Raw genomic sequence first — 26808 nt, 5'->3', positions numbered from 1 at the left:
CGAGTACATGCTTTTTATTAGCTATTTAATTCAATATATCATAACTGTTTCGCCAATATTCAAGACGCCTTAAATATCATCACTTTGAAAATCATGTTCAATTTGAATCATATCTTCATCAGGATCATCACGTGTATCACCAAAAAATGTAAATAGACCAAGAATGAGGTATAAACCACTAAAGTAGAATCCGTAATCTGTTGATACTGCTTGCCATAGTAATGTGGCAAGTACGCTGAATCCTAAGGGTAAGACAACCAATATAAAAGGTGTTAACCCTCTTTTCCTTGTATACAAACCAAGATAAAGCATATAGACACCATTAATCAAAAATAAACCAAAGCAAGACGCGTCAATTCATTGAATCCTAGTAATCTACTAAAATAAGGCGAAAAAACACCCAAAAATAGTGATATTAGAATATGATAAACATAGCTTTTATTAAGATTGTTTTTTACCATAAGTTTACCAACTTCCAAATGTATATAATGTATTTTAACGAATTATACCAATTCGCACAATAGGCTAACAGCAGATAAAGCGTATAATGGCGCCGTTTCCGCACGTAATATTCTTGGGCCTAATCCTGCTGACAGAAAATCATGATGGCTTAAATCTTGGATTTCATTTTCTGTTAATCCACCCTCTGGTCCAAATAACATCGCTAATCTGCTATGTTGGTGATGGTTAACAACCGACACTAGCGCCGCATGTTCATTATGGCGTGCTGATTCTTCCCATGCCACAATACCAGCATCTTTTGGCACTTTGAGAATATCTTGCCAACTCATAAATACAATCTCAGGTATTTTTAATCGATGGGATTGTTCCGCAGCAGCTTTAGCAATTTTTTGTAATCGTTGTTGTTTTTTGGTAACTGTCGATCCCAGTTAGCTACTGTCCGTGTCATCTTAGTAAAAATAATTCGATTGGCACCTAATTCCGTAGCCTTTTGAACCAACCAATCGGAGCGATCATTCTTTAAAGGTGAAACGATTAAATCAATACTAATAGGTAACTCAATGTCTCCTGCATCTTTTTCATCAATAACACGCAGCACCATTTCATGACGATCCAATGTTTCAACTTCAGCAATATAAATCACTTTCTGAGATGGGGTGACGAACTCTGCTTGACTTCCAATCTTAGCACGTAATACTCTACCAAAATGTTGAAAGGCATCAGCATCTGATGTTAATGTGAAAGTTTCTGATATTTCATTGTTTAAAAAGTATCTCTGCATACTATGCTATTTCCTCATCGACTAGTTTTTGAACAATAAAACTATGCCAGTCTCCCATTTGATTATGTTGAATGACTTGGTAGCCAGCGTCAGTGAATTGATTCAAAATATGATGTGCATTCGCCTCGATAATACCAGATACCATAAAGTAACCACCTGGTTTTAAATAGCCCCAAATCTGTGGGATCAATAACTCAATCACATCTGCTAAAATATTAGCCACAATTAAATCAACAGGCGCTGAATCAACACCTGCCATCAAGTCACTAACAATAACCTTAACATCTTGTGCTATCGGATTAACAAGTAAATTATCTCGAGCAACTTGGACCGCATCGTCGTCAACATCTGTTGCTAAAATCTGTGCCACGCCCAACTGTTTCGCTGCAATCGATAATACGCCTGATCCAGTACCAATGTCTAACATGGTTTCTCCACCACGAACGACTGTTTCCAAGGCCTGCAACATGAGCTTGGTTGTAGGATGTGTTCCTGTTCCAAAAGATAGTTCAGGATTCAAAAAGATAGGATACTCATGCTCTTGCTGTGGCAAAAACGATTCCCAAGCTGGTACCACAGTGAGATGACGTGTGATTCGTGTCGCATGATAATAAGCTTTCCAGTTATCAGACCAATCTTTTTCGCTAATACCTGCAATATCTAGTGTTGCAGGCGACGCATTGATACCATATCTTTCTAAGCTTGCTAATGCTGTTTTTATCGTCTGAATAATATGACGGATAGCAGCATTATCTTCAAAGTAAGCTGTAATTTTTACGGGTGTCACTTGATCATTCACTTGAACGCCCTCTGCACCAGCACCATCCATTAAAATGGCAGAAACTGCCTCGATGGCTTCATCACTGGTATTGACAGTAATCGCTTGCCAATTCATTATATTTCCTCATTATGTCGCACAACAACTTTTCCAATCATTCGGCCACTTTCCACGTCTTGAGTTGCTTGCCGAATATTTTCAGCTGTTAACCCATGATAGGTTTTGGTTAATGTCGACTTAATTTTTCCTTCTTCTAATAGTTGACTAATCTTAGATAATGCTTGCCCTTGTGTTTCCATGGCAATACCATAGTTTGCCTTAGCAAACATAAATACCCAGCTAAATTGAACGCCTCGATTTTTCAAAGGTGCCATATCAATTGGCGCTGTCGTTTCTACAATTGAAACAATATGTCCAAACGGCTTAATCGTTTGCAGAACAAGAGACCAATAGGCATTTGTATTCTGTAAAATTGCAATATTATCTACCTGATCATGTCCAATCTTTGTAAGTTGTACTTGTAAATCTTGATGATAGTCAAGGATGTAATCAGCACCTAAAGATTTAACCCATGCGACTGATTCTGGACGAGAGGCTGTCGTAATAACAACCATCCCCATATATTTAGCTAATTGAATTAAAGTTGAACCAACACCTCCAGCACCATTCACAATAAAAATCGTATGTCCTTGCGCGCTGTTACTATCAATCTGGTAGCCCATAGCATCCCCTAAAATTTCTGAGGCAGTAATTGAGGTTAACGGCATTGCAGCTATTTCTTCATCACGCAACGTCTGGGGTGCTAATGCGACTAAACGTTCATCAACTAATTGATATTCCGCATTAGATCCCTGTCGCATCTGTGCGCCCGCATAAAATACTTTATCACCAACTTGAAAGTCTGTAACTTGAGATCCCTTACTGATTACTTCACCCACAGCATCAAAACCGAAAACACGAAATTCACCATTATTTTTGTAACTTTCTCGCATTTTAATATCTACTGGATTAATAGCGCTTGCCAATACTTTAATTAATAAATCTCGACTGGTAGCGGATGGCCGTGCAATTACTTTGGCAGTAAAAGCACGAGCGTCTTGGCTAGGCAAGAATTGATCTACACCAATAGCCGTCATTTTCACTTGACCAAATGGCCAAAATTTTTTAATTTTGTCAATAACTGATATTGCCATACCCAACCTCTTTCTTGTTCGACACGTTTTCAATTTACTGAAATAGCACTTCTATCACTATCTTAGCACCATAAACAAAAAAGTGAATCAGTAACGATACGACTAATTACCACGTGAGTATTGTTCGTCATCATCTGTATTCAATACTGCCATAAATGCTTCTTGTGGAATATCCACAATACCAACAGCCTTCATACGTGCTTTACCTCTTTTTTGCTTGTCCAATAATTTAGCACGTCGATCTGGATCACCAGTATGAATTTTAGATGTCACATCTTTGCGATAAGCCTTAATATTAGTACGTGCAATAATCTTAGAGCCAATCGCTGCTTGAACTGGAATTTCAAAGTTTTGACGTGGAATTAACTCTTTCAATTTAGCCGTGATAATGCGACCGCGTTCAGCAGCAAATGTACGATGAACAATGAAACTCAATGCATCTACTTTCTCACTGTTAAGTAAAATATCAATCTTAACTAAATCACTTTGTCGCATACCACTAATTTCATAATCTAATGATGCATACCCACGTGTATTAGATTTTAAGCGGTCAAAGAAATCAAAAATGATTTCTGAAAGCGGAATATAGTATTTAACGTTAACCCGTGAGGCATCTAAATAATCCATCGTGTCAAATTCACCACGTTTACGCTGGGCTAATTCCATCACTGCACCAACATATTCATTTGGCACCATAATCGATGCATGGACGTAAGGCTCTAATATAGATTTAATTTGACTAGCTTCAGGTAATTCTGATGGGTTTTCAATTTCAACAACTTCATCGTCGCTCTTGGTTACTTGATAGGTTACTGACGGTGCTGTAGTTACTAAGTCTAAATTAAATTCACGCTCTAGACGCTCTTGAATCACATCCATATGCAGTAATCCAAGGAATCCAACACGGTACCCAAATCCTAGAGCCTGTGATGTCTCAGGTATAAACTCCAATGCCGCATCATTCAACTGCAATTTTTCTAAGGCTTCACGTAAATCTGTATATCTCGCGTTGTCTGCTGGATATAATCCTGCATATACCATCGGCGTCATAGGGCGATAACCAGGCAAAGGTTCTTCAGCTGGATGAGTAGCCAATGTTACTGTATCCCCTGAATGTGTGGTCGTAATATCTTTAATAGATGCTGTTAAATAGCCAACATCTCCAGCCATCAAATAATCACGTTTTTGTGCATCTGGTGACATGACACCAACTTCAGTCACGTCATATTCCGCTCCTGTATTCATAAGTCGAATACGGTCGCCAGGCTTAACGATACCTTCTTTAATTCTCAAGTTCAGTACGACACCACGATAAGCGTCATATTCCGAATCAAAAATAAGTGCACGTAAAGGTACTTCTAAATCCCCTTGTGGTGCTGGTAAATCAGTTACAATTCTTTCAAGTAATTCAGGAATACCGATACCTTGCTTTGCCGATGCTAATACTGCTTCCGATGCATCAATACCAATAACATCCTCGATTTCTTGTCTGACTTTTTCAGGATCAGCAGCAGGTAAATCAATTTTATTAATGACTGGCAAAATTTCTAAGTCATTATCCAAAGCTAAATAAACATTGGCTAATGTTTGTGCTTCCACGCCCTGTGCTGCATCCACAACTAAAATTGCGCCTTCAGCAGCGGCCAAAGAACGTGATACTTCATATGAAAAATCAACGTGTCCTGGTGTATCAATCAAATGAAAAATATACGTCTCGCCATCTTTTGCATCATAATGGACCTCAACAGCATTTAACTTAATTGTGATACCACGTTCTCGTTCTAGCTCCATCGTATCAAGTAATTGATTTTGCATATCACGTTCAGCAACAGTATGCGTCTGTTCTAAGATACGATCAGCAATTGTTGACTTACCGTGGTCAATATGCGCAACAATACTAAAGTTACGAATATGTTTTTGTCTTTCTTTTAAAGCGTTAATATCAATATTAGGCATAATTTTCTAGCGCATTATCTCACTACAATGCGTTTTCTTTCTTTATATATACACTCTTATTTTACCAATAAAAAAGCGCTGGATAAACCCGCGCTTTGCATTATTTTAATCATTATATATCGCTTTATTTTGTTACAATTTGATTCAAATCACCTAATTGCATAATTAAACGATTAATTTGGCTTAATTGTGTCAAGCGGTTGTTTTTAATTCGTTCATCATCAACCATCACCATTGTATTATCAAAGTAATCTTGAATTGCTTGTGTCAAATTAGCTAGAGTCGTATAAACAACTTCAGCCCCTTCGTTCACCAATACATCAAGATTCAATTCATGTGTCAAACGATATAATGCCTGTTCAGCGTCGTTTTCTAATAGCTCCACTTGAACTTCCCCTTGTGCGACGTATCCATGCGCTAATTTTTGAACACGTGTCAAAGTTTCCATAACTTCTCGGAAATTAGCATCATCCTGTGCATGTTGTGCTAAAACATGCACGCGTTCATCAATATACACAATATCTGATATTGACTTCATTTGTGTTCCTGCTGCAATAATGTCTGAGCGAATACCTTTATCACTCTCAATTTTACGCACTCTATCCAATATGAAATTCAAAATCGTCTGTAGATCAGCACCCTCTGTTGCTGAATTCTTTGGTATAAATGTTGCTAAAACATCAGCTAAGGCGATGTGCCACTTTTTGTCTTTCAAAATGCGCACAATACCTGTTGCAGCACGACGCAACCCATAAGGATCATTTGATCCACTTGGAATTAACCCAGCAGCGAAGAAAGATATAATACCATCTAACTTATCAGCTAAGGCCAACACTGCGCCAACATCACTAACCGGCAAATCACCATCTGCACTAACTGGCAAATAATGTTCTTTAATAGCAGCAGCTACGGCATCACTTTCACCAAAGCGTTTAGCATAATGCTCACCCATAATACCTTGCAATTCATCAAATTCGCCAACCATACCAGTCATTAAATCAAACTTATAAATATCAGCACTGCGTAAGAGATCTTGCTGCTGTTGTGTTGTGAAATCAAATGATTCTGCTAATTGCGCTGCAAGTTGTTTAACACGCTGCATGTGTTCATAAACACTACCAATTTTTTCGTGGAAGACAAGCTTTTTAACTTTTTCCATATAATCAGCAATTGTCTTTTGCTGATCTTCTTGATAAAAGAAGACTGCATCTTCCAAGCGTGCAATCAAGACCTTTTCATTTCCGGCAATCACATTTTGTAAGTGATTAGCGTCACCGTTTCTTACGGATACAAAATAAGGCAATAAGTGCTGATCTTGATCTGTCACAAAAAAGAAACGTTGATGCTCACGCATTGAAGTGATTAAAACTTCATCAGGAACAGCTAAATATTTCTCATCGAAGCTACCTGAAAAAGTTGTGGGCCACTCAACAATATTATTCACTTCTTCTAGCAGGTCTTCATCAACATGCAGCACCCATTGGTGTTGTGCTGCAATATCATCTAATTGCTGGCGAATTTTTTGTTTACGTTGGTGCGCGTCCGCCACAACATGCGCTAATGCCAATGTTTCTTCATAACTTTGAGCATTTAAAATGTCGATGTTGTCCGAACTCAAGAAGCGATGTCCTCGTGTCGTGCGACCAGAACGAACATCTAGAACTGAAAAATCAACAATGTCACTGTCAAATAGCGCAACTAACCAACGTATTGGACGGACATAAAGAAAATCAAAATTAGCCCACTTCATGTAAGTTGAAAACTTCATTTGCTCAACAACTTCACTACCAATATTAGCTAAAATATCGATGGCAGGTACTCCTGAAATATGTTTTGAAACGAAAACATACCCATCTTTTTCAACGAAATCATCTGGCGTGGCCCCTTTTCCTCGGGCAAACCCCTGTGCAGCTTTACTCCAATTACCGGTGTCGTCTTTTGCAATTTTTAAAGATGGACCACGATATTCTTCATCAATCGATGCACTATTTTCTGCAACATCAATGAGTTGGACAGCTAATCTTCTAGGTGTTGAATAAGACTTAATTTCTGCAACATCTAATCTGTGTTGCTCAAGAAAAGCTTGTGTCCGCTTGACTAACTGTTCTGCCGCACCTGTTACAAGATGTGCAGGTACTTCTTCTAAACCAATTTCTAATAAAAATGTATGTGCCATTTGCTTTGTACTCCTATATTTGCTCAATAATGTTTGGTGTATCAATGAATAATGCGATTATTTTTCATCTTTATTAGGCACATACTTGCCATTTTCACCTAAATATTTCTCACGTAGTACTTCATCTTTTAACAATGGGAAACCACGCTTAGCACGTTCTTCAATAAAGACATGCGACACTTTACGTGCCATTGCACGAATACGATGTAAGTATCCTGCACGTTCAGTAACAGATACGGTCCCTCTAGCATCTAATAAATTAAAAGTATGTGAAGACTTTAGAATATAATCATATGCAGGATGTACAAGTCCGAGTGCCAATAGACGTGTTGCTTCTTTTTCATAATCATCAAAATGCTTTAACAAAAGTTCTTGATCTGATTCATCAAATGCATAAACAGAGTGCTCATATTCTGGTTCTTTAAAGATATCACCATATAATACACCGTTTCCCCATTCTAAATCGTACACTGTTGGCACTTCTTGAATGTATGATGCTAATCGTTCCAAGCCATAAGTTACTTCTGCAGTGACAGAATCTACTTCAATACCACCAACTTGTTGGAAATAAGTGAACTGCGTTACTTCCATCCCATCTAGCCAAACTTCCCAACCAATACCAGCGGCACCCATTGAAGGGTTTTCCCAGTTATCTTCCACGAAGCGAATATCGTGTTCTAAGGCATTGATACCTAGTGCTTCTAGGGAACCAAGATATAGCTCTTGTATATTTTCTGGTGAAGGCTTCATCACTAATTGAAATTGATGATGTTGGAACATACGGTTTGGATTATCACCATAACGGCCATCGGCTGGACGTCTAGAAGGCTGAACATATGCTGCATTCCAAGGCTCTGGACCATTGGCACGCAAAAAAGTATAAGGGCTCATCGTACCAGCACCAACTTCATTATCATATGCTTGCATTAAATTAGCACCTTGCGCACTCCAATACTTCTGCAAAGTTAAGATGATATCTTGTAAAGATAATTTCTGGGACATATCACATTCGACTCCATTCACTTATTTTGGGTTTAAATTAGATTCATTAGCACACAAAAAGCGCCCTAATGTCAAAATGACATCAGGACGCTCTTCGCGCGGTTCCACCTGATTTCCGGATATATTATCCGACACTCGAGTATTCCAATTCTTTCGGTGAACGCCACTTCACGTCATTAAGAAATTGCAATATATACCATGTTATTATGCACCGCAGGACGGCGTTCGTCAAGAAATAATTAGATAGTTAATAATTCTTCTTCTTTTTCTGCTGCTATTTTGTCAATAGCCTTTACATTCTCATCTGTCAATTTTTGAGCTTCAGTTTCGGCCTTGTGCATATCGTCTTCGTTAAGCGCATCATCTTTTTTGATACTATCCATAACATCGCGTCGAATGTTACGGATGGCGACTTTAGCTTTTTCACCTTCAGCTTTAACATCTTTAGATAATTCCTTACGACGTTCTTCTGTCAATTGTGGAATTACCAAACGAATGGCATTACCATCGCTAGCAGGATTCAAACCTAGGTCAGAAACATTAATTGCATGCACAATTGCATCCAATGCTGTTTTATCAAAAGGTGTTACTAATAAAATACGTGCTTCTGGTACTTGAATTGATGCCACTTGATTAAGTGGTGTCATCGCACCATAGTATTCTACTTCAACACGATTAAGTAATGCTGGATTAGCACGTCCCGCACGGATACCAGCTAATTCACGTTGTAAAGCATCTTGGGCTTTTTGCATCCGTGCCTTTGCGTCTGAAAAATCAAAACTCATTATTCTGCTCCTTTAACTGTGGTACCAATATTTTCACCACGAACAACACGCTTAATGTTTCCTGGTGTATTTAAATTAAATACAACGAGTGGCATATTATTATCCATAGATAATGAACTAGCCGTTGAATCCATCACTTTCAAACCTTTTTTAAGGATATCGAGATGGGTCAATTCTTCAAACTTTACTGCATCTTCATGTGTTCTTGGGTCTGCTGAATAAACACCATCCACACCATTTTTAGCCATCAATATCGCATCAGCATTAATTTCATTAGCACGTAAAGCTGCTGTTGTATCAGTACTGAAGTAAGGTGAACCTGTACCAGCCGCAAAAATAACAATTCGTCCTTTTTCTAAATGGCGAATCGCACGGCCACGAATATAAGGTTCAGCAATTTGACGCATTTCGATAGCTGTTTGTACACGTGTATCAACACCCGTGCGTTGCAATGCATCTTGCAAAACTAATGCATTCATTGTGGTACCAAGCATACCTGTGTAATCGGCACGAGAACGTTCCATACCTACTTTAGCTGCTGGCTCACCACGCCACAAGTTACCGCCACCAACAACAATGGCAATTTGTACACCCAAATCGTATACATCCTTTAATTCTTGTGCGATTGATGAGACCGTCTCTAAGTCAATACCACTTTCCTTGTCGCCAGCCAACGCTTCACCAGATAATTTCATTAATACACGTTTATACTTTACGCTATTACTCATTATTTGCCTCTTCTACCTTTGCTTGTTTAATTATACCAAAATGCTTGGCTTTTCAGTAAAACGTCTCAAAAAAGATGCGCCAACAAAACAGCGCATCTTCATGCTAAATTAGCCTAATTGTGCAGCAACTTCAGCAGCTAAATCCGTCACCTTCTTTTCGATACCTTCACCAACTTGGTAACGAACAAATGACTTTACTGAACCATTCTTACTTGCTACGAATTGAGCAACTGTTTGGTCCCCATTTTTAACGAAATCTTGATCCAACAAAGTAATTTCAGCCAAGAACTTCTTGATACGTCCTTCGACCATCTTTTCTTTGATGTTGTCTGGCTTACCAGCAAGATCTTCAGATTTCAATTGTACTTCTTTTTCATGCGCAATAACTTCAGCTGGCACTTCAGAATCAGCAATATACTTAGGCGCAATAGCAGCAATATGCATTGCAACATCCTTAGCAGTACTTTCATCTGCACCTTCTAACACAGCCAACGCAGAAATAGAACCACCCATGTGTGAGTAAGCACCGAAGTTTTCTGCATCAGTCTTTTCGATTACCGCGAAACGACGCAACGTAATCTTCTCACCAGTAATTTGTGTTGTGTGAATAATCACATCGTTCAAAGTTTGTCCATCTGCAACTGGTAATACAAGTGCTGCTTCAACATCCTTAGGATTTGCTTCAACAATTGTCTTTGCAACTGTACGTAGCAATTCGTTAAATTCTGCATTACCTGCAACGAAATCAGTTTCTGAGTTCAATTCAACGATTGCCGCTTTGTTACCTTCAACAGTAACATAAGTCATACCTTCAGCAGCAACACGGTCTCCCTTTTTAGCTGCCTTAGCCATTCCCTTTTCGCGCAACAAATCAATTGCCTTTTCCATGTCGCCATCGGCTTCAACCAAAGCCTTCTTTGCGTCCATCATACCAACGCTTGTCTTATCACGTAATTCCTTCACTTGTGCAGCAGTAATTGCCATTATTGTGCTCCTCTAAAAATAATTTAGTTTTATTATAACAAATTGCATTAAAAAATGCCGCTTCACGTCCCAAACAGGTCCGCGTGGAACGGCATTTAGTATAATTAATTACTTGTTGCCTTCTTCGACAATGTTTGTAATTTCTTCAATTGATTCAACGTTGTCATCACCTTCAACGAAAGCATCTTCTGGTGCTGAATCTTGGCCTTGACGACCTTCGATCACAGCATCAGCCATCTTTGAAGTAATCAAACGAACTGCACGAATAGCATCATCGTTAGCAGGAATCTTAACATCAACAAGGTCAGGATTTGAGTTTGTATCGATCATTGCAACAACAGGAATGTTCAAAGAACGGGCTTCCTTAATTGCAATCTCTTCTTTGTTAGGATCAACAACAAACAATACGTCAGGCAAACCTGGCATATCCTTGATACCACCCAAGAACTTTTCCAACTTGGCATGTTGCTTGTTCAACAAAACAACTTCCTTCTTTGGCAAGGCATCAAATGTACCATCTTCAGCCATCACTTCAAGATCCTTCAAACGTTGGATACGTGTCTTGATTGTGTTCCAGTTTGTCAAAGTTCCACCCAACCAACGATGGTTGATAAAGTATTGACCTGCACGTGTTGCTTCTTCAGCAATAGCATCAGCTGCTTGCTTCTTTGTACCAACAAACAAAATGTTAGCACCATCAGTAGAAGCATTACGCACAAAGTTATAAGCTTCGTCAGCTAACTTCACTGTCTTTTGTAAATCGATAATGTGGATACCATTACGCTCTGTAAAGATGAATTCGTCCATCTTTGGGTTCCAGCGACGTGTTTGGTGTCCGAAATGAACTCCTGCTTCAAGAAGTTCTTTCATTGAAATAACTGCCATGTTCTAATCTCCTAGGTTTTGCCTCCGGTAAATTCTGCATTCATAATGACATTTCTGCACCTATGTGAACTCATCTACCGTGTGTATTTATTGCTTATGCAACCCTTACATTTTACATGATTATAAACTACCAGTCAATAGCGTGTTCATGTAAGAAATGTTCTTTTTGTGTCCGAGTGAGCTTTTTAAAAGCAGCCTCCGCCTTTAATGCATCACTTTTGGTTGTAAAAGCTTCTGCATAGATTAATTTGAGTGGATGTCGAGACTTTACTCTAGTGAATTTTGCACCTTTGAAAGCTTGATGAACAGCAAAACGTTTACCCACATCATCTGTGAAACCGGCATAGAAATAATCATCAGCAGTGTGTAAAACATAGAAATAATAAATTTTGCTTATTTGTTCCATACGTCACCATAAAGTATCTCATGCACTTGCGACGTATATGCATTATCTTCGGTATAAGCGATAATTGGTGGTAAAATTCGTACGCCTCCAGGTTTACCAGCCTTTATAGCTTCAACTAATACCATATTGGCTTCCCGACCAGCTTTGCCATATACAAATTGCACACGTTTAATCATCAACTTACGTTCAGCAAACGCGGCAAAAATATCTGTTAGACGTTCTGGTCGATGTACCATGTAAAATTTACCATTATTTTTTAATAGTTTGTTTGCAATCTGTGCAAGTTTAGGTAAGTCAATGGTCAATTCATGCCGAGCTAATTCATAATGTCTATCAATATTCGTTTTTGTAGTCGCATTCAGTGGGAAATATGGTGGATTACTTAACACAGTTTCCACACTCCCTGGTTTAATATCATCAAAAATTGTATTCATATCGCGATTAACCACACTCACGCGCTCCTGCAAATGATTAGTGACAATACTGCGTTGTGACATTTCTGCGAGCTCTGGCTGAATTTCAACGAGTTTAACAATTCCAGTAATTTTGGGCGCATAAAGCAAACCCACTGCGCCTGTACCGGACCCAAGATCAACCGTTATGCCACGTCCCTTACCTTTAGGTTGCGCAAAATACGCGAGTAAAATAGCATCTAATGAATATGAAAACATATCTGGATTTTGAATAATATAAATATTTTGCGACGAAAGGCCATCCAATCGTTCGCCTGGTTTAAGATGAGTTTCTATCATAATATTGCGTTTCTTTCTATTAGTTGAGATAATACTAAGGATTATAAATGAGGTGTATTATTTAATGAAATTTTATGATTTTTTAAGAAGTGTAGCTGTCGGTATCATCTGGACAATCAATGGGCGTATCCACTATATGGGGAAGGACAACCTACCAGACGATAATTATGTTTTAGTTGGACCGCACCGTACCTGGTGGGATCCCGTTTGGTATGCAATTGCAGCCTACCCCAAACATTTTATTTTTATGGCAAAGATCGAATTATTTCGATTCAAACCACTCGCATGGCTTATCACCAAAGCCGGCGCCTTTCCCGTTGATCGTCATAATGTTGGACCAAGCGTGATTAAGACACCAGTCAACGAACTCAAGTCAGGTACGCGTTCCCTTGTCATGTTCCCTTCTGGATCGCGTCATTCATCCGAGCTCAAATCTGGTGCCCTAGTTATTGCAAAATTAGCTGGTAAACAAATTGTACCTGCAGTTTATCAAGGCCCTGTGACGTTTGGGCAACTTTTCCGTCGTAATAATACAACTGTTGCTTTCGGTAAACCTATCAATATTGACCGTAAAAAAGGCTTACAGATGAAGTTATTGCGGATTATGCACAACAAATGCAAGCTGCTTTTGACCAATTAGATCATGATATCAACCCTGATTGGCATTATGAAGACCCAAATCCCAAAAATAATCAGAATCACTCATGAAGAAAAGCCTGAGCATAGTTGCCTCAGGCTTTTTAAATTATCCCATCATTAGCAACGGCCGCTGTAGACTAAGTTGTCTAAATCGATGGCTATTTCATTTGGTATATTAAGGGATAGTAGAATAAATTACTTTTTTGTTGCTGTTGCTTCATTTGTGCCATCATCTGATTCAATTTCTTTTGTGATGGCTTTTGTCCCATCGACATCATCATTGATTTCATCATTTCTTCAGAAATTGGTGGGTTCTTTTGTAAGTAGCTCTTCATTGAATTACGTGCTAGGAAGAAACCACCAACCAATCCCACTGCTAAAGCAATAACTGCAACTAATACCATCATTAAACCTGTACTCATCTTGTTAAATCCCCTTAATTAGTCTGTAAACATTTTATCAGAGTTAACAAGCTTTTACCATAAAAGCGGATAAGAAACATTTAATAATTTAAAAAATCTAAATAATTACGAACATATGTTTGAACTACGAACAAAAATTCGATATACTGAAATTAATTTATAACGAGTAGGATAGAAATGGCAAGCCAAGAAAGTAAACAAATACAAGTTTTACGTTTCATACATGAAGCGCAAACCAATAAAGGATATCCACCGACTGTACGAGAAATTGGTGAGGCAGTTGGCTTATCTTCATCTTCTACAATTCATGGACATATTGAGCGCCTCGTGAAAAAAGGCTATCTAAAAAAAGATACTAAAAAGCCTCGTGCCCGCGCCATCGAAGTCACAACTAGCGGCTTGGAAATTCTAGGGGTTTCAACAACACCTGGCCGGATTCCCGTATTGGGTGTGGTCACTGCGGGGCAACCCATTTTAGCAGTTGAAGAAAATGCAACTGAATTTTTCCCTATCCCAGATGATTTAGCACAGTTTGATGGTGACCTTTTTATGTTAAATGTTCGTGGTGATTCTATGATTGACATGGGTATTCTTAGTGGTGACAAAGTCATTGTCCGTAAGCAAGATAATGCGGATAATGGCGAAGTTGTTGTTGCTATGAATGAGGACAACGAAGTAACGGTCAAACGCTTTTTCAAAGAAGCGGACCACTACCGATTACAGCCAGAAAACACAACTATGGCGCCGATTATTTTACAAAGTGTAACTGTTCTTGGAAAAGTTGTTGGTTTGTATCGTGACGCTATTTATTAAAAATAGAATCAAATGAAATACCCCCAAAGTTAAAGTTCGAACTTTAACGCTGGAGGTATTTTTTATGACACTTATCTTAAAAGATTTCGCCAGAGAATGGTACAGTTTTCAATTCATCAAAATTATAGTGTTGAATATCTTCGATATTTGTAAAATAAGCCTGTAATGGCACACCCATCATCAAATTTACAGCACCCGATTTCTCTTTTAACACAATAACCGGAATACCCTTGGCGACAGCATAGCCAAATTCCCATGCTGTTCCTGGATCCACTTGATTATCTTCATAATCAATAACGGCAACTAATACGTCTGCCGATTCAATCGCCTTGACATCACCTGCATACGTTGCTTGACGCCAAGGTTCGCTGAATAATTCAAATTCTTCATGTTGATTTAAGCGTGGTGAAAAAAACGATGCAACAGTGTCGTTTGCTGCCAAAGCTGATTCCACTTGTTTAACGCGATTAATCTGTTCATCATCAAAAAAGGGCTTGCTAAATAAATCTTTTTGGTCATCAAAATACTCCAATCCATTAATAATATTAGTTTAACATGGATTAAATCGCTTAGCTCAAGAACTCCCAATAGGATATACTAATACCATGACAAAAAATACCATTTATCTTTTCCATTATTTATAGGTGCTATATTACTATTCATCACTTTAACTTACGGTGTTATTAACAACGCCACCTGGCTTCAGCAATTTGACCATACCCTGCAACATATCCTCATCCAACGTAACACAGTATTAGATTTTATTTTTATCAATGTTACACAACTAGGCAATAGTTCGACAATAGCCATTCTGTTAATGCTTATCTGCTTACTATTAGGTAGACTAAAAAACTATCGGGCAATGGTATTACTCTTAGTTAACACCATTATTTTTTCAGGATTAGTAACAATCGTTGTCAAACAGATTATTATGCGTGCACGCCCCACCCCACAACTCATTTTAGAGCATGGCTTTAGTTTCCCTTCTGGTCATGCCATGGTATCAATACTATTTTACGGTACGTTATTTTTAATTATTTATCGTGAATATCGTGTATTATTAATCAAACGCTTTCTATTGACACTACTTGCTATGCTCATGCTGATAATTCCCATTAGCCGTGTCTATATTAACGTGCATTATCCCAGTGATATCCTTGCAGGCATATCGTTAGGCTTCATTTTGCTTTATATTTCCAGCCATTATTTATTTAAATTACCAAGAAAACTTTTGGAGGATAATAACCATGCTACCATCTAGTCATAGCTTTACACATTATATTTTCGAACAAACTATTCAGGTTGGCGATACTGTGATTGATGCTACAACTGCTAACGGTGATAATACGCGCTTCTTGGCAACTCGTGTTGGCGCTACCGGTCATGTTATAAGTTATGCATTAACTAAGGATAATGCAAATAGTGCTGTAACCTCTCTTTTTATGAGTGGTTTATCAGAACGTGTAACCCTACTGGGTAAATCTTTAGATAGCGATTTTGTTCAAGAAATGGGTGCACAAGTTCAAGCATCAGCTATCATATTTGATTATTCAGATGATGTTGATAATCAAGACGCTCAGCCCAATGACTATTTAAATCAAATCGAGCGTACATTATTACGTTTAACACACGGTGGTATTTTAATTGCTAAATTTAATCATGTGCCTGAAAATTGGCAGCCTTTTAGAGAAAGCTTATTATCCGCAGACTTTAAACAAGCACTTTTCCAAACAGATAGTATTTCTGTATTTATGATTGAAAGAGTATAAAAAATGAAAAAATATTTACCACAAATTAGTATGGGTATCGTCTTACTGATCATCATCGCCGTTGCTGTGTTGTGGACTCGCCAACCACAACAAACTGCTACCGAAAGTACACAAAAGAAAACCAAAAAGCAACTCGATCAACTCACCCTACCACAGCTTTCTAATACTATTGCTAAAAATGAAAGTCTAGTACTCATTAAGACAAGTTCTGGTAATATCAAAATTAAGCTGTTCAATCACTACGCACCACTTGCCGTTGAAAATTTCTTAACACATGCCAAACAAGGTTATTATAACAACACGACATTTCATCGTGTTATAAAAGACTTTATGATTCAAGGTGGCGATCCTAAAGGCGATGGTTCGGGCGGTGAATCAATTTGGAAGAATAAGAATAGTAAAATAGATAGTGGCAATGGCTTTAAAAATGAGATATCCACATCTTTATATAATATTCGTGGTGCACTTTCAATGGCTAACGCGGGTACTGATACAAATGGTAGCCAATTTTTCATTGTTCAAAATGGTGATGATCAATCCAGTAAGTTAGATACTAATAATTATCCAAAAAAGATTATTGATGCCTACAAGCATGGTGGTTATCCTAGCCTTGATGGTCAATATACAGTTTTTGGTCAAGTGATAAGTGGTATGGATATTGTAGATAAAATTGCTAATGCTAAAACAAAAATAATCAGCAAAAAGAACAATCCCAACCAATCAATCCAGTTAAAGTGACAAATATAGATATTTTACAGGAAGCAAAATAAAAAGACATGCTCTTAGCAGCATGTCTTTTTATTAATCTCTATCAAGCGTTCTTGCAACTAAAACATCTATCTCAGATGTCTTCGTGACAAAGGCAGGTACTGTACCGGACATGGCACGCTGCATCCGATTCATACCAGTTTCACCCACAACAATTAAATCATTGTGATGATCTTTAATGAATCCCCGAGAAATAACTTGTTTAGGAGAACCAAAACGAATATGAATGTCAACATCTTCATGACCCAAAGCTTTAGCATACTTGTAGGCCTTATTAATGTACTCCTCAGCTTCTTGCTCCAGCTGATAGATAATATCGCTATTCATAACAATCGTACCAAAGTAGCCACCGCCAGTTGTGTCCACAACTGTTAGAATATCAATATGTGCTTCAGGGGCAAAATTATGTGCAACCTCAATTACTTTATTCGAGATATCTGAACCATCAATAGCAACTAAAACATTCTTATAAACTGTCATAATATTCTCCTACCTGTATCTCTTATTTAATTCTATTCTACAACTTTGAAAGCAAATTTGAAAGCGTTTCCATAAAAATTACACTAATTTGTGAAAAAATGTTTATAGAAGTGTTTATTTATCAATTTTCCCTATACTTGCAGTATACTAAAAATCAAAAGCAAAGTGAGTATTTATATCGAGAAGGAGAAGTAATTATGTCTACACAGAATATTCCTGAAATTACAACAGAGTTAAAAAAGACATTGTTAAAGTCCCTCCGGTCATCAGACAAGCCAGTGGCATTAAAATTTTTGGTAAAAAATACGATCTATTATATTTACCACAGACATCGCTATCATTCGTAATACTGATGCAGATGCTGTTATTGCCGTTTATCCTTTCACACCACATCCCGCTATTACTAAAAGTATTATCGAAGCAGCTGATATTCCTGTCTTTTCCGGGGTCGGCGGTGGCTTAACTAATGGTTCTCGATCAGCATTTATGAGCTTATTTGCTGAATCACAGGGATCTATTGGGGTTGTCATGAACGCACCCACCCCACTGGAAACTATTCGCCAAGTGGATACAACAGTTGATATCCCCATTGTTAGCACTGTAACATCTATTTATACACCAATTGAAGATAAGTTAAAAGCAGGTATCGCTATTATCAATATTAGTGCAGGCAAAAAGACAGCCGAAACCGTTCAACATTTTCGAAATATCTATCCTGATTTACCAATTATTGCAACTGGTGGACCGACAGATGAAGATATAACGAGCACTATTGCTGCTGGTGCTAATGCAATCACTTATACACCACCTACTAACGGACAATTATTTAAAGAAAAAATGGAGAGTTACCGTAAAAAAGAGTTACCTCATCAATAAAAAGCTACCTTTCTAAGGTAGCTTTTTATTTGTATTTATTTTCCAAATTACTCATCCATTTACCCAATACGATACCTAAAATAAATAATACAATACTGATGATAATTGCCAAAAAGTCAAAGCCACTATAATCAGCAATTGGTGGTAATACAATAAGCACAGTTGATGCTACGACAATACCTAAAATAAAATGTGATACTTTAGAAAAGAAACGCTGATATAAGAAACTCATAATTTTTGAAAAGAAGGCCATGGTCAAGATACCACCAATAGCAATGGGAATAAATACGCCTAAGTCTGCTCGCTTGAACCCATTGAGCATTGGATTGAATAATCCCAAATATAACAATAAGTTAGATGGACTTAATCCTGGCACAATAACACCTAGTGCAATAAGCCCACCTGCTAACATCCACGAAAAAAATTAACGGGTAATTGTCCGAACAAATGTGTCATATTGTATAAAAATAAGCCACTACCGATAGCCGTTCCAATCAACCAAAGCCAATCGCTCTTTTTCCGACCATCACGCCCACTATCTTTAAACATAGTGGGTAATGTACCAACAATAGCGCCCGCAAATCCCCACAAAACCATTGCTTTATAATGGGTTAATAAATATTCTAAGGGGCTACTTAGTAAAATAATACCGACAATACCACCTAAGCCAACCGGTAAGAAGAAACGAAAATCATGCTTAAAATTTTGGCGGAAATGAGCCAAAAAATTCAACATTCTTTCGTATAATCCTAAGATTGCTGCTAAAACGCCACCAGAGACTCCTGGTAAAAATAAAACCCAATGCGATAAAAACACCTTTAATAAATCGAATTAACCAATTTTTAACTACTTTTTGTCTCATTTTGTCCTACCTTACTTATATGACATACTGCTACATCATATGTATTGATTGCGTACTATTTAATAGCAAAACGTAATCCCTTAGGATAAAAGTTTTTAATTTGCCCATTAACATACTTACCAAATCCAGCACCATTCCCATTCATTGTCATGAGAACCCATCCCTTTTTGAAATCCCCTTCGACATTCAAAACATCTCCATGAACAAATTGGCGCCACTGCGCATCATTCATTTCATAATACTGTTGGAACTGATGTGGTGCTAAAGCCAATGCAAGCGCATGAGCAGGCTCAAAACGCTTTGTCTTAAAGCTACCTAGCTCTAGTCCAACACGTAAAATACGCATGCCTTTAATACTAGGCGCCCCAGTGGGTGCTAGGTAAACATGGTCACCAAATAAAATAAGCCTATCTTCAGCTAACTCAAAATCAATCAGCGTGTCTTTAATAAATGCTGTCAATAAGTCACGTTGTTGTGCCGTTAAACTGGATGATTGTATTGTTGTAACGTTGGCATCACTCGTCACTGTATCTGTTGACAACTTTAATTTAGCAACAAAATGTCCCTCACCCTCTAAAAGGTGTGGCCATAATCGTGCGGTCCCTTTTAATTCAGTCATATGCGTTGTTTGGCTATGGTCAGAAATTCCTGAAACATACTGACTATCTGCCCATTCTGGACGGCCATCAGCTATGCCATTAACTTTCTCAATCGGCACAACACTGAAATCAGGATATTCCGATAATAGCCAAGCAATCATCTGTTCATCTTCTTCTGGTGCAAAAGTACATGTGGAATAAACAAGTTCGCCACCTGGCTTCAACATTTTAACTGCTTCAGCCAAAATATCACGCTGTCTTTGTGCGCATTCTGCTGGATAACTTTCAGACCAATAGCTTATCGCATCGGGATCTTTTCTAAACATGCCTTCACCAGAACAAGGCGCATCAATTAAAATTTTATCAAAAAATTGTGGTAATTTCGCACTCAATTCTTCAGGCTTTTGCGAACTAACAATACTGTTGTAAATACCCATTCTCTCGATATTTTCATTCAATATTTTAGCTCTGTTGAGAAATATTTCATTGGTCCACAATAAACCATCTTGTTGCATAAAAGCTGCTAAATGAGTCGATTTACCACCCGGTGCAGCAGATAAGTCCAGAACTTTTTCGCCTGGCTGAGGTTGCACAACCTCACCGACAAATTGCGCCGAAGGTTCCTGAGAATAAACGACACCATTAGTATGGTCAACGCTGCGTCCTGAAACAGACCCAAAATGTCCCCATTTACCATACGGTACCTGACCATTATCTGGTGTGGTATACAATTGTGTTTGATTTTTTAAAGGATTAACACGATAAGCCTTCTGTGTTGAATGTGTGAAGCTCGCAAAAAAAGCTGTTGCTTCATCACCTAATAAGCGTTCATATTTATTTTTATAGCTTTGTGGCAGTGTCATTAAAATTATCTACCTCTTCATAAGTCGGAATCGATGGTATTGCCCCTGCACGTGTTACAGCTAAAGCACTCGCATACGTTGCCCGAGTTACTGATGCATCAATATTTGTAAAATCTTTATTTAATACATTAGCTAGTGTACCAATAAACGTATCTCCTGCCGCAGTTGTATCTTGTGCTAATACTTTTACAGGATCAACAAACCAGCGTTTCGTTCCTTCCGCAACAAACGATCCAGCACCACCTAGTGTGATAATCACACGTGGTACGCCAGTCGCTAATAGTTTATCAGCAACGCGGTTTAAGACGCCCTCATCTGGTATTACTTTGATACCAGAAAGTAATTGCGCTTCCGTTTCATTTGGTACAATCACGTCAGTTAATGCAGCTAATTCTGGTGTGATACTGTATACTGCTGGTGCGGGATTTAAAATTGTTTGAACATTATAGGCTTTAGCCATAGCAAAAGCCGCTGTAATCACCGCCAAAGGTACTTCAAATTGTGCAACTAAAATATCAGCTTTTGCAATAATATCTCGTGCTGCTTCAACGTGATCCAGTGTCAGGGCCTGGTTGGCACCACCATGAATCATAATAGTATTTGCACCGTTTTCTTGCAACATAATATAAGCAGAGCCAGTAGGCACATCACTTTTAACCGCCACTTGATCAACATTCACCCCATTTGTCAGCAAGGTTGTCTTCATAAATTGACCATTTGTGTCATTTCCAACGGCACCAACAAAAAAGACATTGGCGCCCTGTCGAGCAGCTGCAACTGCTTGATTGGCGCCCTTGCCACCTGGCGCGGTGGTGACATCTTGTAGTGCCATTGTTTCGCCTTCAAATGGCATTCTTGGCATTTTTAAAATGTTATCGACATTTAAGCTGCCGAGTACAACGATATTCTTAAGCATAGCGTCCATCCAAATTGATTATTAACCTTACTATCATATCATGTTTCGAAATAAAACTGGATACGTAAGCTTATATTATGTACAAATAAAAACAGGCATTATGCCTATTCTTTTTGTGTATTTAATACTTCTAAAATGGTATTCAATACACCATCATGTTCGTTATCACTAACTGCAACATTAAAGTCGTGATCAAATAATGCAGGATCACTATTTGGCATTGCATAAGGATGGCCTACAAAATCGAGCATCTCCATGTCATTTAGGCCATCCCCAAAAGCCATAATTTCATCTGGTTCAATGGATAGCTTGTTAGCAAGATATTGTAAAGCATTTGCTTTATTAACATCAATATTAACAATATCGATAGCACCATACCCAGACGTCGTCACATGTACTTGATGGGGTAACATCAGTCGTACGGCCTGCATAAATTCTGGTGTTTCTTCAGGTTGAACAACAACTGTTGCTTTTAATACTGGCACATCAATTTGCTCAATACGATCTACCACAATCAAATTTTCAAAAAAGTCATTGGCCTTTTTGACAATTGCTGGATCCTCTGGTGCTTGTGATGCCAGCATGAACGATCGATCAGCTGCTGTATAAACAAGCCCCATCTGTGGCGCGGTTTTGAGTTGCTCAACTAAGCTTAAAATAACACTTAAACTGTGTTCTGGCAGACTTTTAACATTCTGGATAATACCGTCTAATACCACTTCCGCACCATTATTTGCGATAAGTTGATACTGTCCTGAAAAGTTAGCAAAATAGGTTGCAACACGTTGCACATGGTTACCTGTTGCCACAACAAAATAGCCATCAAATGTCTTTAACTTAGTTAATACAGTGCTTAATAAGTCTTCGTTAAAAGTTTTATCAGCTCTTAAAAACGTTGCATCTAAATCAGTTGCGATTAACTTAATCATATTTACTCCATACCTTTAATTGTGTTCATCAATAATTATTTTGTCATACATCGCTGATTGCAAAATATTTTCACTTTTAATTATCTCATAATCATACGGATTAAGGCGAATCGATTGAAGATTCACTGCGTAATCATTCAAAAAATACAATAATTGGCGATTCACATTACCTTGATGATCGAGTATGCTATTTATCAACGTGAGTTGGGTGTCTGCATTTTCTGGTAAATACTGTGCTAATTCAATCTGCGTCATATTCACCTGATGGCTTGCTATTCGATCTGTTAACATTTGCCTAAGATAATCTTGTCGTTGATTAAAGATATTATCATCTCTTATAACAAGATTTGCTTGCCCTTGATCGTACATTTGTCGTAGTACTACATCCGATTGGCCAAAATAAAAATCACTAGATAGAACAGCCCCTTCGCTAAAATATTGCCGGGCAAATAATTGACCATTTCGCTGATAAACATCTTGATAATCGATTTGTTCATCTTGATCTAACCAAGTAACTGACTGAATGCGTCGGTTACTGGCCATAAACCATCTCATCTGAGCCACAACATGACCTTGACTGATGATTTGCTTCGTTAGATTGCTCTGAATCACCAATTGCGCATCATTTGGTACGTTTAATTGTGACCACCACATCCCCTGATATGGTTGATAGGTTTGTAAATACTGTTGTGCATAAACATCATAAACTTTTTCTGGTGGTAAACCCATCTGTTCAACTAAATATGTTGCATCTTCATGCGGTGTTAAAAACCACAATTCATCACTTTTGCCATCTTTTATGCGCTGGATTTGCCACTGAACACTATCCAAATGGCATTGCGTCAAATCTTTAATCAATTCTATCCTCAATCGCCTACCCCCATCAATTCAGCCCATTTTTGTGTTACACGATTGCTTGAATACTGTTGTGCTGTTTGGATTGCACCAACAGATAGCTTCGGATAGTTATTTGATACCATTACTTTAACCATAGCCTGTACTAAGTTTTGAATATTTTGTTGAATATCAGATGACTGATTAGAAAAGATGACATTAGCTAAATAGCCATTCACACCATCTTTAATCAAATGCTGAGCACCATATGTATTCGCATAACTGACCACAGGTAAACCCTGACTGAGTGCTTCCAAATAAGTTAACCCAAAGCCTTCTGAATAAGATGCCGATACCAATGCATCATATTCATTCAAAACAATTAAAAAATGATGCGTCGTTGGCATTAAATGTACCGTATCTGAAAGATTTAGTTTTAAGATTAATTTTTTAACCTCTGATTGTCATCACCATCACCATAAATTGTCAAAGCTACCGAGTAATTGTTCTGCTTCAATTGCTGAATGGCGTAAATAATATGATCAATATGCTTTTCTGGATGTAATCTTGAAGCTGTCACAAATTGAAAGACATTCTGATGAACCTTTCGTGGTGTCTTAATCGCTCTGGCATAGCCAGCAGGAATCGTTTTGACCATTGCTTTTGTTTGCTCATGATCAAGACCAATGGTTTGCAGATTTTCTATAACCTGTTGTGTCTGACCCATTGTCGCCGTAATAATATGGTCAAACATTTTAGCATGGTCAAATAAGTATTGATAGTGCTGATTAAATAGCAATTGTTGTTGCTTTATACCAAAAAATGTTGTGCATGTATCACTTGGGTTATGGTAATCATAGCACCTGCTGCTTTCAATCGAATCAGTGCTTCTTGATTATCCACACCACGATCAATGATATAATGCCCATTTGAAAAAGTTTCATTAACCTTTTGATAAAAAATGATAATAGCCCTTCGAAATTTTGAAACCAGTAATTCTGGTCTTCAAAGTCAAATAACCGAAAACTTGTTGCGTGCCGTCCAGATACCCTATTCACTTGATAATGCCACATCAAGCGATGTGTCCCATTGGTTAAAATGACACGATCAATATCATGAACTACCTTTCCTGTATCATGATCAATACGGTAGTGATAATAAAGTGTCGTCGTATAGTGCCTGGTATTATGAATGACAGATAATTTAAGATGTTGCTGATCATCATAATAGTCTTTTTGGTCAAATGCCTGAGATACAGTTAAACCTTTTTTCAAATATGTTACTGGATCCTCACTCAAAAAATATTCATATAAATTGATTATTTCTCGATTCTTTAACTGCATCTGTTGGATACTTTTATCTAAATTCGGCAAAAAGTCTGTCAAGATAAATTTAAAAGGCCATTGTTGCTGATTAAAGATATCTGCACGGTAAAACTGTGCGTATTCAACACCGCTATTTAACTGATGAATTCCTTTATTCACAAAAAATACATGCATTTTCCTCAAATTGACTATGTCTTTATACTTACTATTTTACTATAAAAACAAACAAAAAAGCTGGAACCGAAGTTCCAGCTTTTTTAGTAGCTCGTGAGAGAATCGAACTCTCGATTCCGCCGTGAAAGGGCAGCGTCTTAGCCACTTGACCAACGAGCCATGGTCAATTACGTTGTTCGTATCAAATAACTATATTAGAATACCAAGAATATACGGGCTCGTCAATACTTTTTTGAAATTAATGATTTTTTCTGAAAACAGCGACAGTTTCAACATGCGTTGTTTGTGGGAACTGATCCAATGGCTGAATATCTCCATCAATGTGATATCCAGCAGCTATGATTTGAGCCGCATCTCGTGCTAAAGTAGCAGGATTACAACTAATGTAAACAAAAGTTTTTGTATCCATATTACTAATGGCTTCAATAAGGTCTTCTGTCAACCCTTTGCGTGGTGGATCAACAAATACAACATCAGGTTTTAAACCTTCTGCCGCCCACTGTGCCATTTGTTCTGGTGCATCTTTGGCAATAAATGATACATTACTAATTTGATTATTTTTGGCATTTAGTTGCGCATCTACTACTGCTTGCTGTACTATTTCAACACCATAAACTTTTTTAACACGGTTCGCAATAGACAAAGTAATTGTACCAATACCTGAATAAGCATCTACCACAACATCTTGAGGCTTTAACTGTGCTTTATCAGCTGCTAGCTGGTACAGTACGGATGTTGTCTGCGGATTCACTTGGTAAAAAGAATTCGGTCCAATCACAAAATCTAAATCAAGTAACTGATCGTGAATGTGGTCTTCTCCCCACATCACGCGATTGTCTTCACCCATAATAACATTTGTCATTTTATTATTAACATTGTGAATAAGACTTTTAAGTTCCGGTAACTGTTCACGTAATTTTTTAATAATAATATCACTACCCAGCAACTTTGCCGTATGAGTAATAATAACAACCATCAATTCATGTGAATAATAACCTCGGCGCACCATAATATGTCGTATGGTACCTTTTTTAGTATCTTCATCATAAGCAGAAATTTTAAGTTCTCTTAATACGTCCCGAACAATGCTTACTGCTTCATCAATTTTAGGATCTTGAATGTAAAAATGATTCGTCGGTACTAGCTTATGAGAACCACGACGATAAAAGCCAGTCTCTAACTGACCATTAATTTCTTGGACAGGCACTTGTGCTTTATTACGATATGCTGTGGGATTCTCCATACCGATAGTTGGTGCAACAGTGACGTCGATATTCATTTTTTTAAACAATTGTTGTACTTGATTTTGCTTGAACAACAACTGTGCTGAATATTTCAAATTCACTAATGGTGCGATACCACTGGTAATCAAAGCTTTATTTTTATTTTCAACACGATCGGGGGATGCCTTTAGACGTTTTACAAGTCGGCCAAAAGCATAGCTCTTCAGTACTTTGGTGATACCAACCTGTATTAATTCTCCAGGTAAGGCATCAGGTACAAAGACAGGGTATTGATCTATTTTAACAACGCCCATTCCTTGATAAGTGATATCTATAACTGTTGCTTCAATTGTTTCATTCTTTTTGACGGGTGCACCGCCTTTTGCCTTCATTACTCGATTTATTTTTGCCATATACTTATCCTTCAC

Annotated in this window: 24 protein-coding genes, 1 tRNA gene and 6 pseudogenes; 6 read left to right on the top strand and 25 right to left on the bottom strand. The window is 37.8% G+C overall.

All coding sequences use genetic code 11. From position 1 onward, the window contains the following. Window positions 1–69: 69 nt before the first annotated feature. From LEUFL_RS12490 to LEUFL_RS0105550, 13 genes and pseudogenes are all read right to left on the bottom strand, one after another. Window positions 70–312 carry a hypothetical protein gene (locus LEUFL_RS12490; RefSeq protein ID WP_141557417.1) on the bottom strand — a complete coding sequence of 81 codons (243 nt, stop codon included), beginning with the start codon at window positions 310–312 and terminating at the stop codon, window positions 70–72. Between the two features lie 191 nt (window positions 313–503). Then, window positions 504–1243: pseudogene (locus LEUFL_RS11700) on the bottom strand (RsmE family RNA methyltransferase). A gap of 1 nt (window position 1244) precedes the next feature. After that, entirely contained in the window at window positions 1245–2138 is an 894-nt protein-coding gene (prmA, locus tag LEUFL_RS0105600; protein WP_010008060.1) for a 50S ribosomal protein L11 methyltransferase, read from the bottom strand. Then, window positions 2138–3208, bottom strand: coding sequence for a zinc-binding alcohol dehydrogenase family protein (locus LEUFL_RS0105595; protein WP_029508679.1), 1071 nt, complete (start codon window positions 3206–3208; stop codon window positions 2138–2140). The genes prmA and LEUFL_RS0105595 overlap by 1 nt, the downstream gene beginning before the upstream one ends. Window positions 3209–3316: 108 nt before the next feature. Beyond that, the gene (lepA, locus tag LEUFL_RS0105590; RefSeq protein ID WP_010008058.1) at window positions 3317–5170 is read right to left on the bottom strand and encodes a translation elongation factor 4; all 1854 of its coding nucleotides are present in this window, start codon (window positions 5168–5170) and stop codon (window positions 3317–3319) included. A 124-nt stretch (window positions 5171–5294) separates the two neighbouring features. Continuing rightward, window positions 5295–7346: a glycine--tRNA ligase subunit beta gene (gene glyS / locus LEUFL_RS0105585; RefSeq protein ID WP_010008057.1), complete on the bottom strand. Its 2052-nt coding sequence runs from the start codon at window positions 7344–7346 to the stop codon at window positions 5295–5297. A gap of 57 nt (window positions 7347–7403) precedes the next feature. Beyond that, window positions 7404–8348, bottom strand: a complete 945-nt coding sequence (gene glyQ / locus LEUFL_RS0105580) for a glycine--tRNA ligase subunit alpha (RefSeq protein WP_010008056.1) — start codon at window positions 8346–8348, stop codon at window positions 7404–7406. 239 nt (window positions 8349–8587) lie between these two features. Next, window positions 8588–9133 (bottom strand): ribosome recycling factor, encoded by a 546-nt coding sequence (frr, locus tag LEUFL_RS0105575; protein WP_010008054.1) that lies wholly within the window; start codon window positions 9131–9133, stop codon window positions 8588–8590. Further along, on the bottom strand, window positions 9133–9861 hold the full coding sequence (pyrH, locus tag LEUFL_RS0105570) for a UMP kinase (RefSeq protein ID WP_010008052.1): 729 nt from the start codon (window positions 9859–9861) through the stop codon (window positions 9133–9135). Before pyrH ends, frr begins: the two co-directional genes overlap by 1 nt. Before the next feature lie 108 nt (window positions 9862–9969). Next, window positions 9970–10845: a translation elongation factor Ts gene (tsf, locus tag LEUFL_RS0105565; RefSeq protein ID WP_010008050.1), complete on the bottom strand. Its 876-nt coding sequence runs from the start codon at window positions 10843–10845 to the stop codon at window positions 9970–9972. A 108-nt stretch (window positions 10846–10953) separates the two neighbouring features. Further along, window positions 10954–11730, bottom strand: a complete 777-nt coding sequence (gene rpsB / locus LEUFL_RS0105560; RefSeq protein WP_010008048.1) for a 30S ribosomal protein S2 — start codon at window positions 11728–11730, stop codon at window positions 10954–10956. Window positions 11731–11857: 127 nt separating this feature from the next. Beyond that, window positions 11858–12136, bottom strand: a complete 279-nt coding sequence (locus tag LEUFL_RS0105555) for a GIY-YIG nuclease family protein (protein ID WP_010008047.1) — start codon at window positions 12134–12136, stop codon at window positions 11858–11860. Further along, on the bottom strand, window positions 12124–12888 hold the full coding sequence (locus tag LEUFL_RS0105550; protein ID WP_010008046.1) for a tRNA1(Val) (adenine(37)-N6)-methyltransferase: 765 nt from the start codon (window positions 12886–12888) through the stop codon (window positions 12124–12126). The genes LEUFL_RS0105555 and LEUFL_RS0105550 overlap by 13 nt, the downstream gene beginning before the upstream one ends. Window positions 12889–12952: 64 nt before the next feature. Between LEUFL_RS0105550 and LEUFL_RS11695 the strand changes: the two are divergent. Then, a pseudogene (locus tag LEUFL_RS11695) lies at window positions 12953–13596 on the top strand (lysophospholipid acyltransferase family protein). Window positions 13597–13685: 89 nt separating this feature from the next. Here LEUFL_RS11695 and LEUFL_RS0105540 read toward each other — a convergent pair. Then, complete coding sequence (locus LEUFL_RS0105540) at window positions 13686–13934, bottom strand: YneF family protein (protein WP_373419076.1); 249 nt, start codon at window positions 13932–13934, stop codon at window positions 13686–13688. A 192-nt stretch (window positions 13935–14126) separates the two neighbouring features. On the opposite strand from LEUFL_RS0105540, the gene lexA reads away from it, so the two are divergent. Then, window positions 14127–14762 carry a transcriptional repressor LexA gene (gene lexA, locus LEUFL_RS0105535; RefSeq protein WP_010008042.1) on the top strand — a complete coding sequence of 212 codons (636 nt, stop codon included), beginning with the start codon at window positions 14127–14129 and terminating at the stop codon, window positions 14760–14762. A gap of 76 nt (window positions 14763–14838) precedes the next feature. On the opposite strand, the gene LEUFL_RS0105530 is transcribed toward lexA, so the two are convergent. After that, window positions 14839–15294 carry a nucleoside 2-deoxyribosyltransferase gene (locus tag LEUFL_RS0105530; RefSeq protein ID WP_010008041.1) on the bottom strand — a complete coding sequence of 152 codons (456 nt, stop codon included), beginning with the start codon at window positions 15292–15294 and terminating at the stop codon, window positions 14839–14841. A 330-nt stretch (window positions 15295–15624) separates the two neighbouring features. Between LEUFL_RS0105530 and LEUFL_RS09995 the strand changes: the two genes are divergently transcribed. From LEUFL_RS09995 to LEUFL_RS11690, 3 genes and pseudogenes are all read left to right on the top strand, one after another. Next, on the top strand, window positions 15625–16023 hold the full coding sequence (locus LEUFL_RS09995; RefSeq protein WP_010008040.1) for a phosphatase PAP2 family protein: 399 nt from the start codon (window positions 15625–15627) through the stop codon (window positions 16021–16023). Then, a complete protein-coding gene (locus LEUFL_RS0105520) occupies window positions 16010–16531 on the top strand; it encodes a hypothetical protein (RefSeq protein WP_010008039.1) in 522 nt (173 codons plus the stop codon). Before LEUFL_RS09995 ends, LEUFL_RS0105520 begins: the two co-directional genes overlap by 14 nt. A 3-nt stretch (window positions 16532–16534) precedes the next feature. Then, a pseudogene (locus LEUFL_RS11690) lies at window positions 16535–17301 on the top strand (peptidylprolyl isomerase). Window positions 17302–17332: 31 nt separating this feature from the next. On the opposite strand, the gene LEUFL_RS0105510 reads toward LEUFL_RS11690, so the two are convergent. After that, window positions 17333–17779: a universal stress protein gene (locus LEUFL_RS0105510; protein ID WP_010008036.1), complete on the bottom strand. Its 447-nt coding sequence runs from the start codon at window positions 17777–17779 to the stop codon at window positions 17333–17335. A gap of 197 nt (window positions 17780–17976) precedes the next feature. Between LEUFL_RS0105510 and LEUFL_RS11685 the strand changes: the two are divergent. Beyond that, a pseudogene (locus tag LEUFL_RS11685) lies at window positions 17977–18655 on the top strand (hydrolase). Between the two features lie 25 nt (window positions 18656–18680). On the opposite strand, the pseudogene LEUFL_RS11680 reads toward LEUFL_RS11685, so the two are convergent. From LEUFL_RS11680 to rlmD, 9 genes and pseudogenes are all read right to left on the bottom strand, one after another. After that, window positions 18681–19517, bottom strand: a pseudogene (locus tag LEUFL_RS11680) (DUF368 domain-containing protein). A 55-nt stretch (window positions 19518–19572) separates the two neighbouring features. After that, a complete protein-coding gene (locus LEUFL_RS0105495; RefSeq protein ID WP_010008030.1) occupies window positions 19573–20979 on the bottom strand; it encodes an RsmB/NOP family class I SAM-dependent RNA methyltransferase in 1407 nt (468 codons plus the stop codon). Beyond that, the gene (gene rbsK / locus LEUFL_RS0105490) at window positions 20957–21895 is read right to left on the bottom strand and encodes a ribokinase (protein WP_010008029.1); all 939 of its coding nucleotides are present in this window, start codon (window positions 21893–21895) and stop codon (window positions 20957–20959) included. Before rbsK ends, LEUFL_RS0105495 begins: the two co-directional genes overlap by 23 nt. Window positions 21896–21999: 104 nt before the next feature. Next, entirely contained in the window at window positions 22000–22824 is an 825-nt protein-coding gene (locus LEUFL_RS0105485) for a Cof-type HAD-IIB family hydrolase (protein ID WP_010008028.1), read from the bottom strand. A 15-nt stretch (window positions 22825–22839) separates the two neighbouring features. After that, window positions 22840–23682 (bottom strand): hypothetical protein, encoded by an 843-nt coding sequence (locus LEUFL_RS09975; protein ID WP_050792582.1) that lies wholly within the window; start codon window positions 23680–23682, stop codon window positions 22840–22842. A gap of 8 nt (window positions 23683–23690) precedes the next feature. Then, window positions 23691–24316, bottom strand: a pseudogene (locus tag LEUFL_RS13210) (glycosyltransferase). Between the two features lie 223 nt (window positions 24317–24539). Further along, a complete protein-coding gene (locus tag LEUFL_RS11670; protein ID WP_141557416.1) occupies window positions 24540–25142 on the bottom strand; it encodes a glycosyltransferase family protein in 603 nt (200 codons plus the stop codon). 102 nt (window positions 25143–25244) lie between these two features. After that, window positions 25245–25316, bottom strand: a tRNA-Glu gene (locus LEUFL_RS0105470). 79 nt (window positions 25317–25395) lie between these two features. Then, window positions 25396–26793 (bottom strand): 23S rRNA (uracil(1939)-C(5))-methyltransferase RlmD, encoded by a 1398-nt coding sequence (rlmD, locus tag LEUFL_RS0105465; protein WP_010008024.1) that lies wholly within the window; start codon window positions 26791–26793, stop codon window positions 25396–25398. Window positions 26794–26808: the final 15 nt, after the last annotated feature.

The organism is Leuconostoc fallax KCTC 3537 (genome assembly GCF_000165675.1).
GTDB classification, from domain to species: domain Bacteria; phylum Bacillota; class Bacilli; order Lactobacillales; family Lactobacillaceae; genus Leuconostoc_B; species Leuconostoc_B fallax.
Note: the sequence above shows the minus strand (reverse complement) of the source record. Positions and strands in the feature narration are given on the sequence as shown.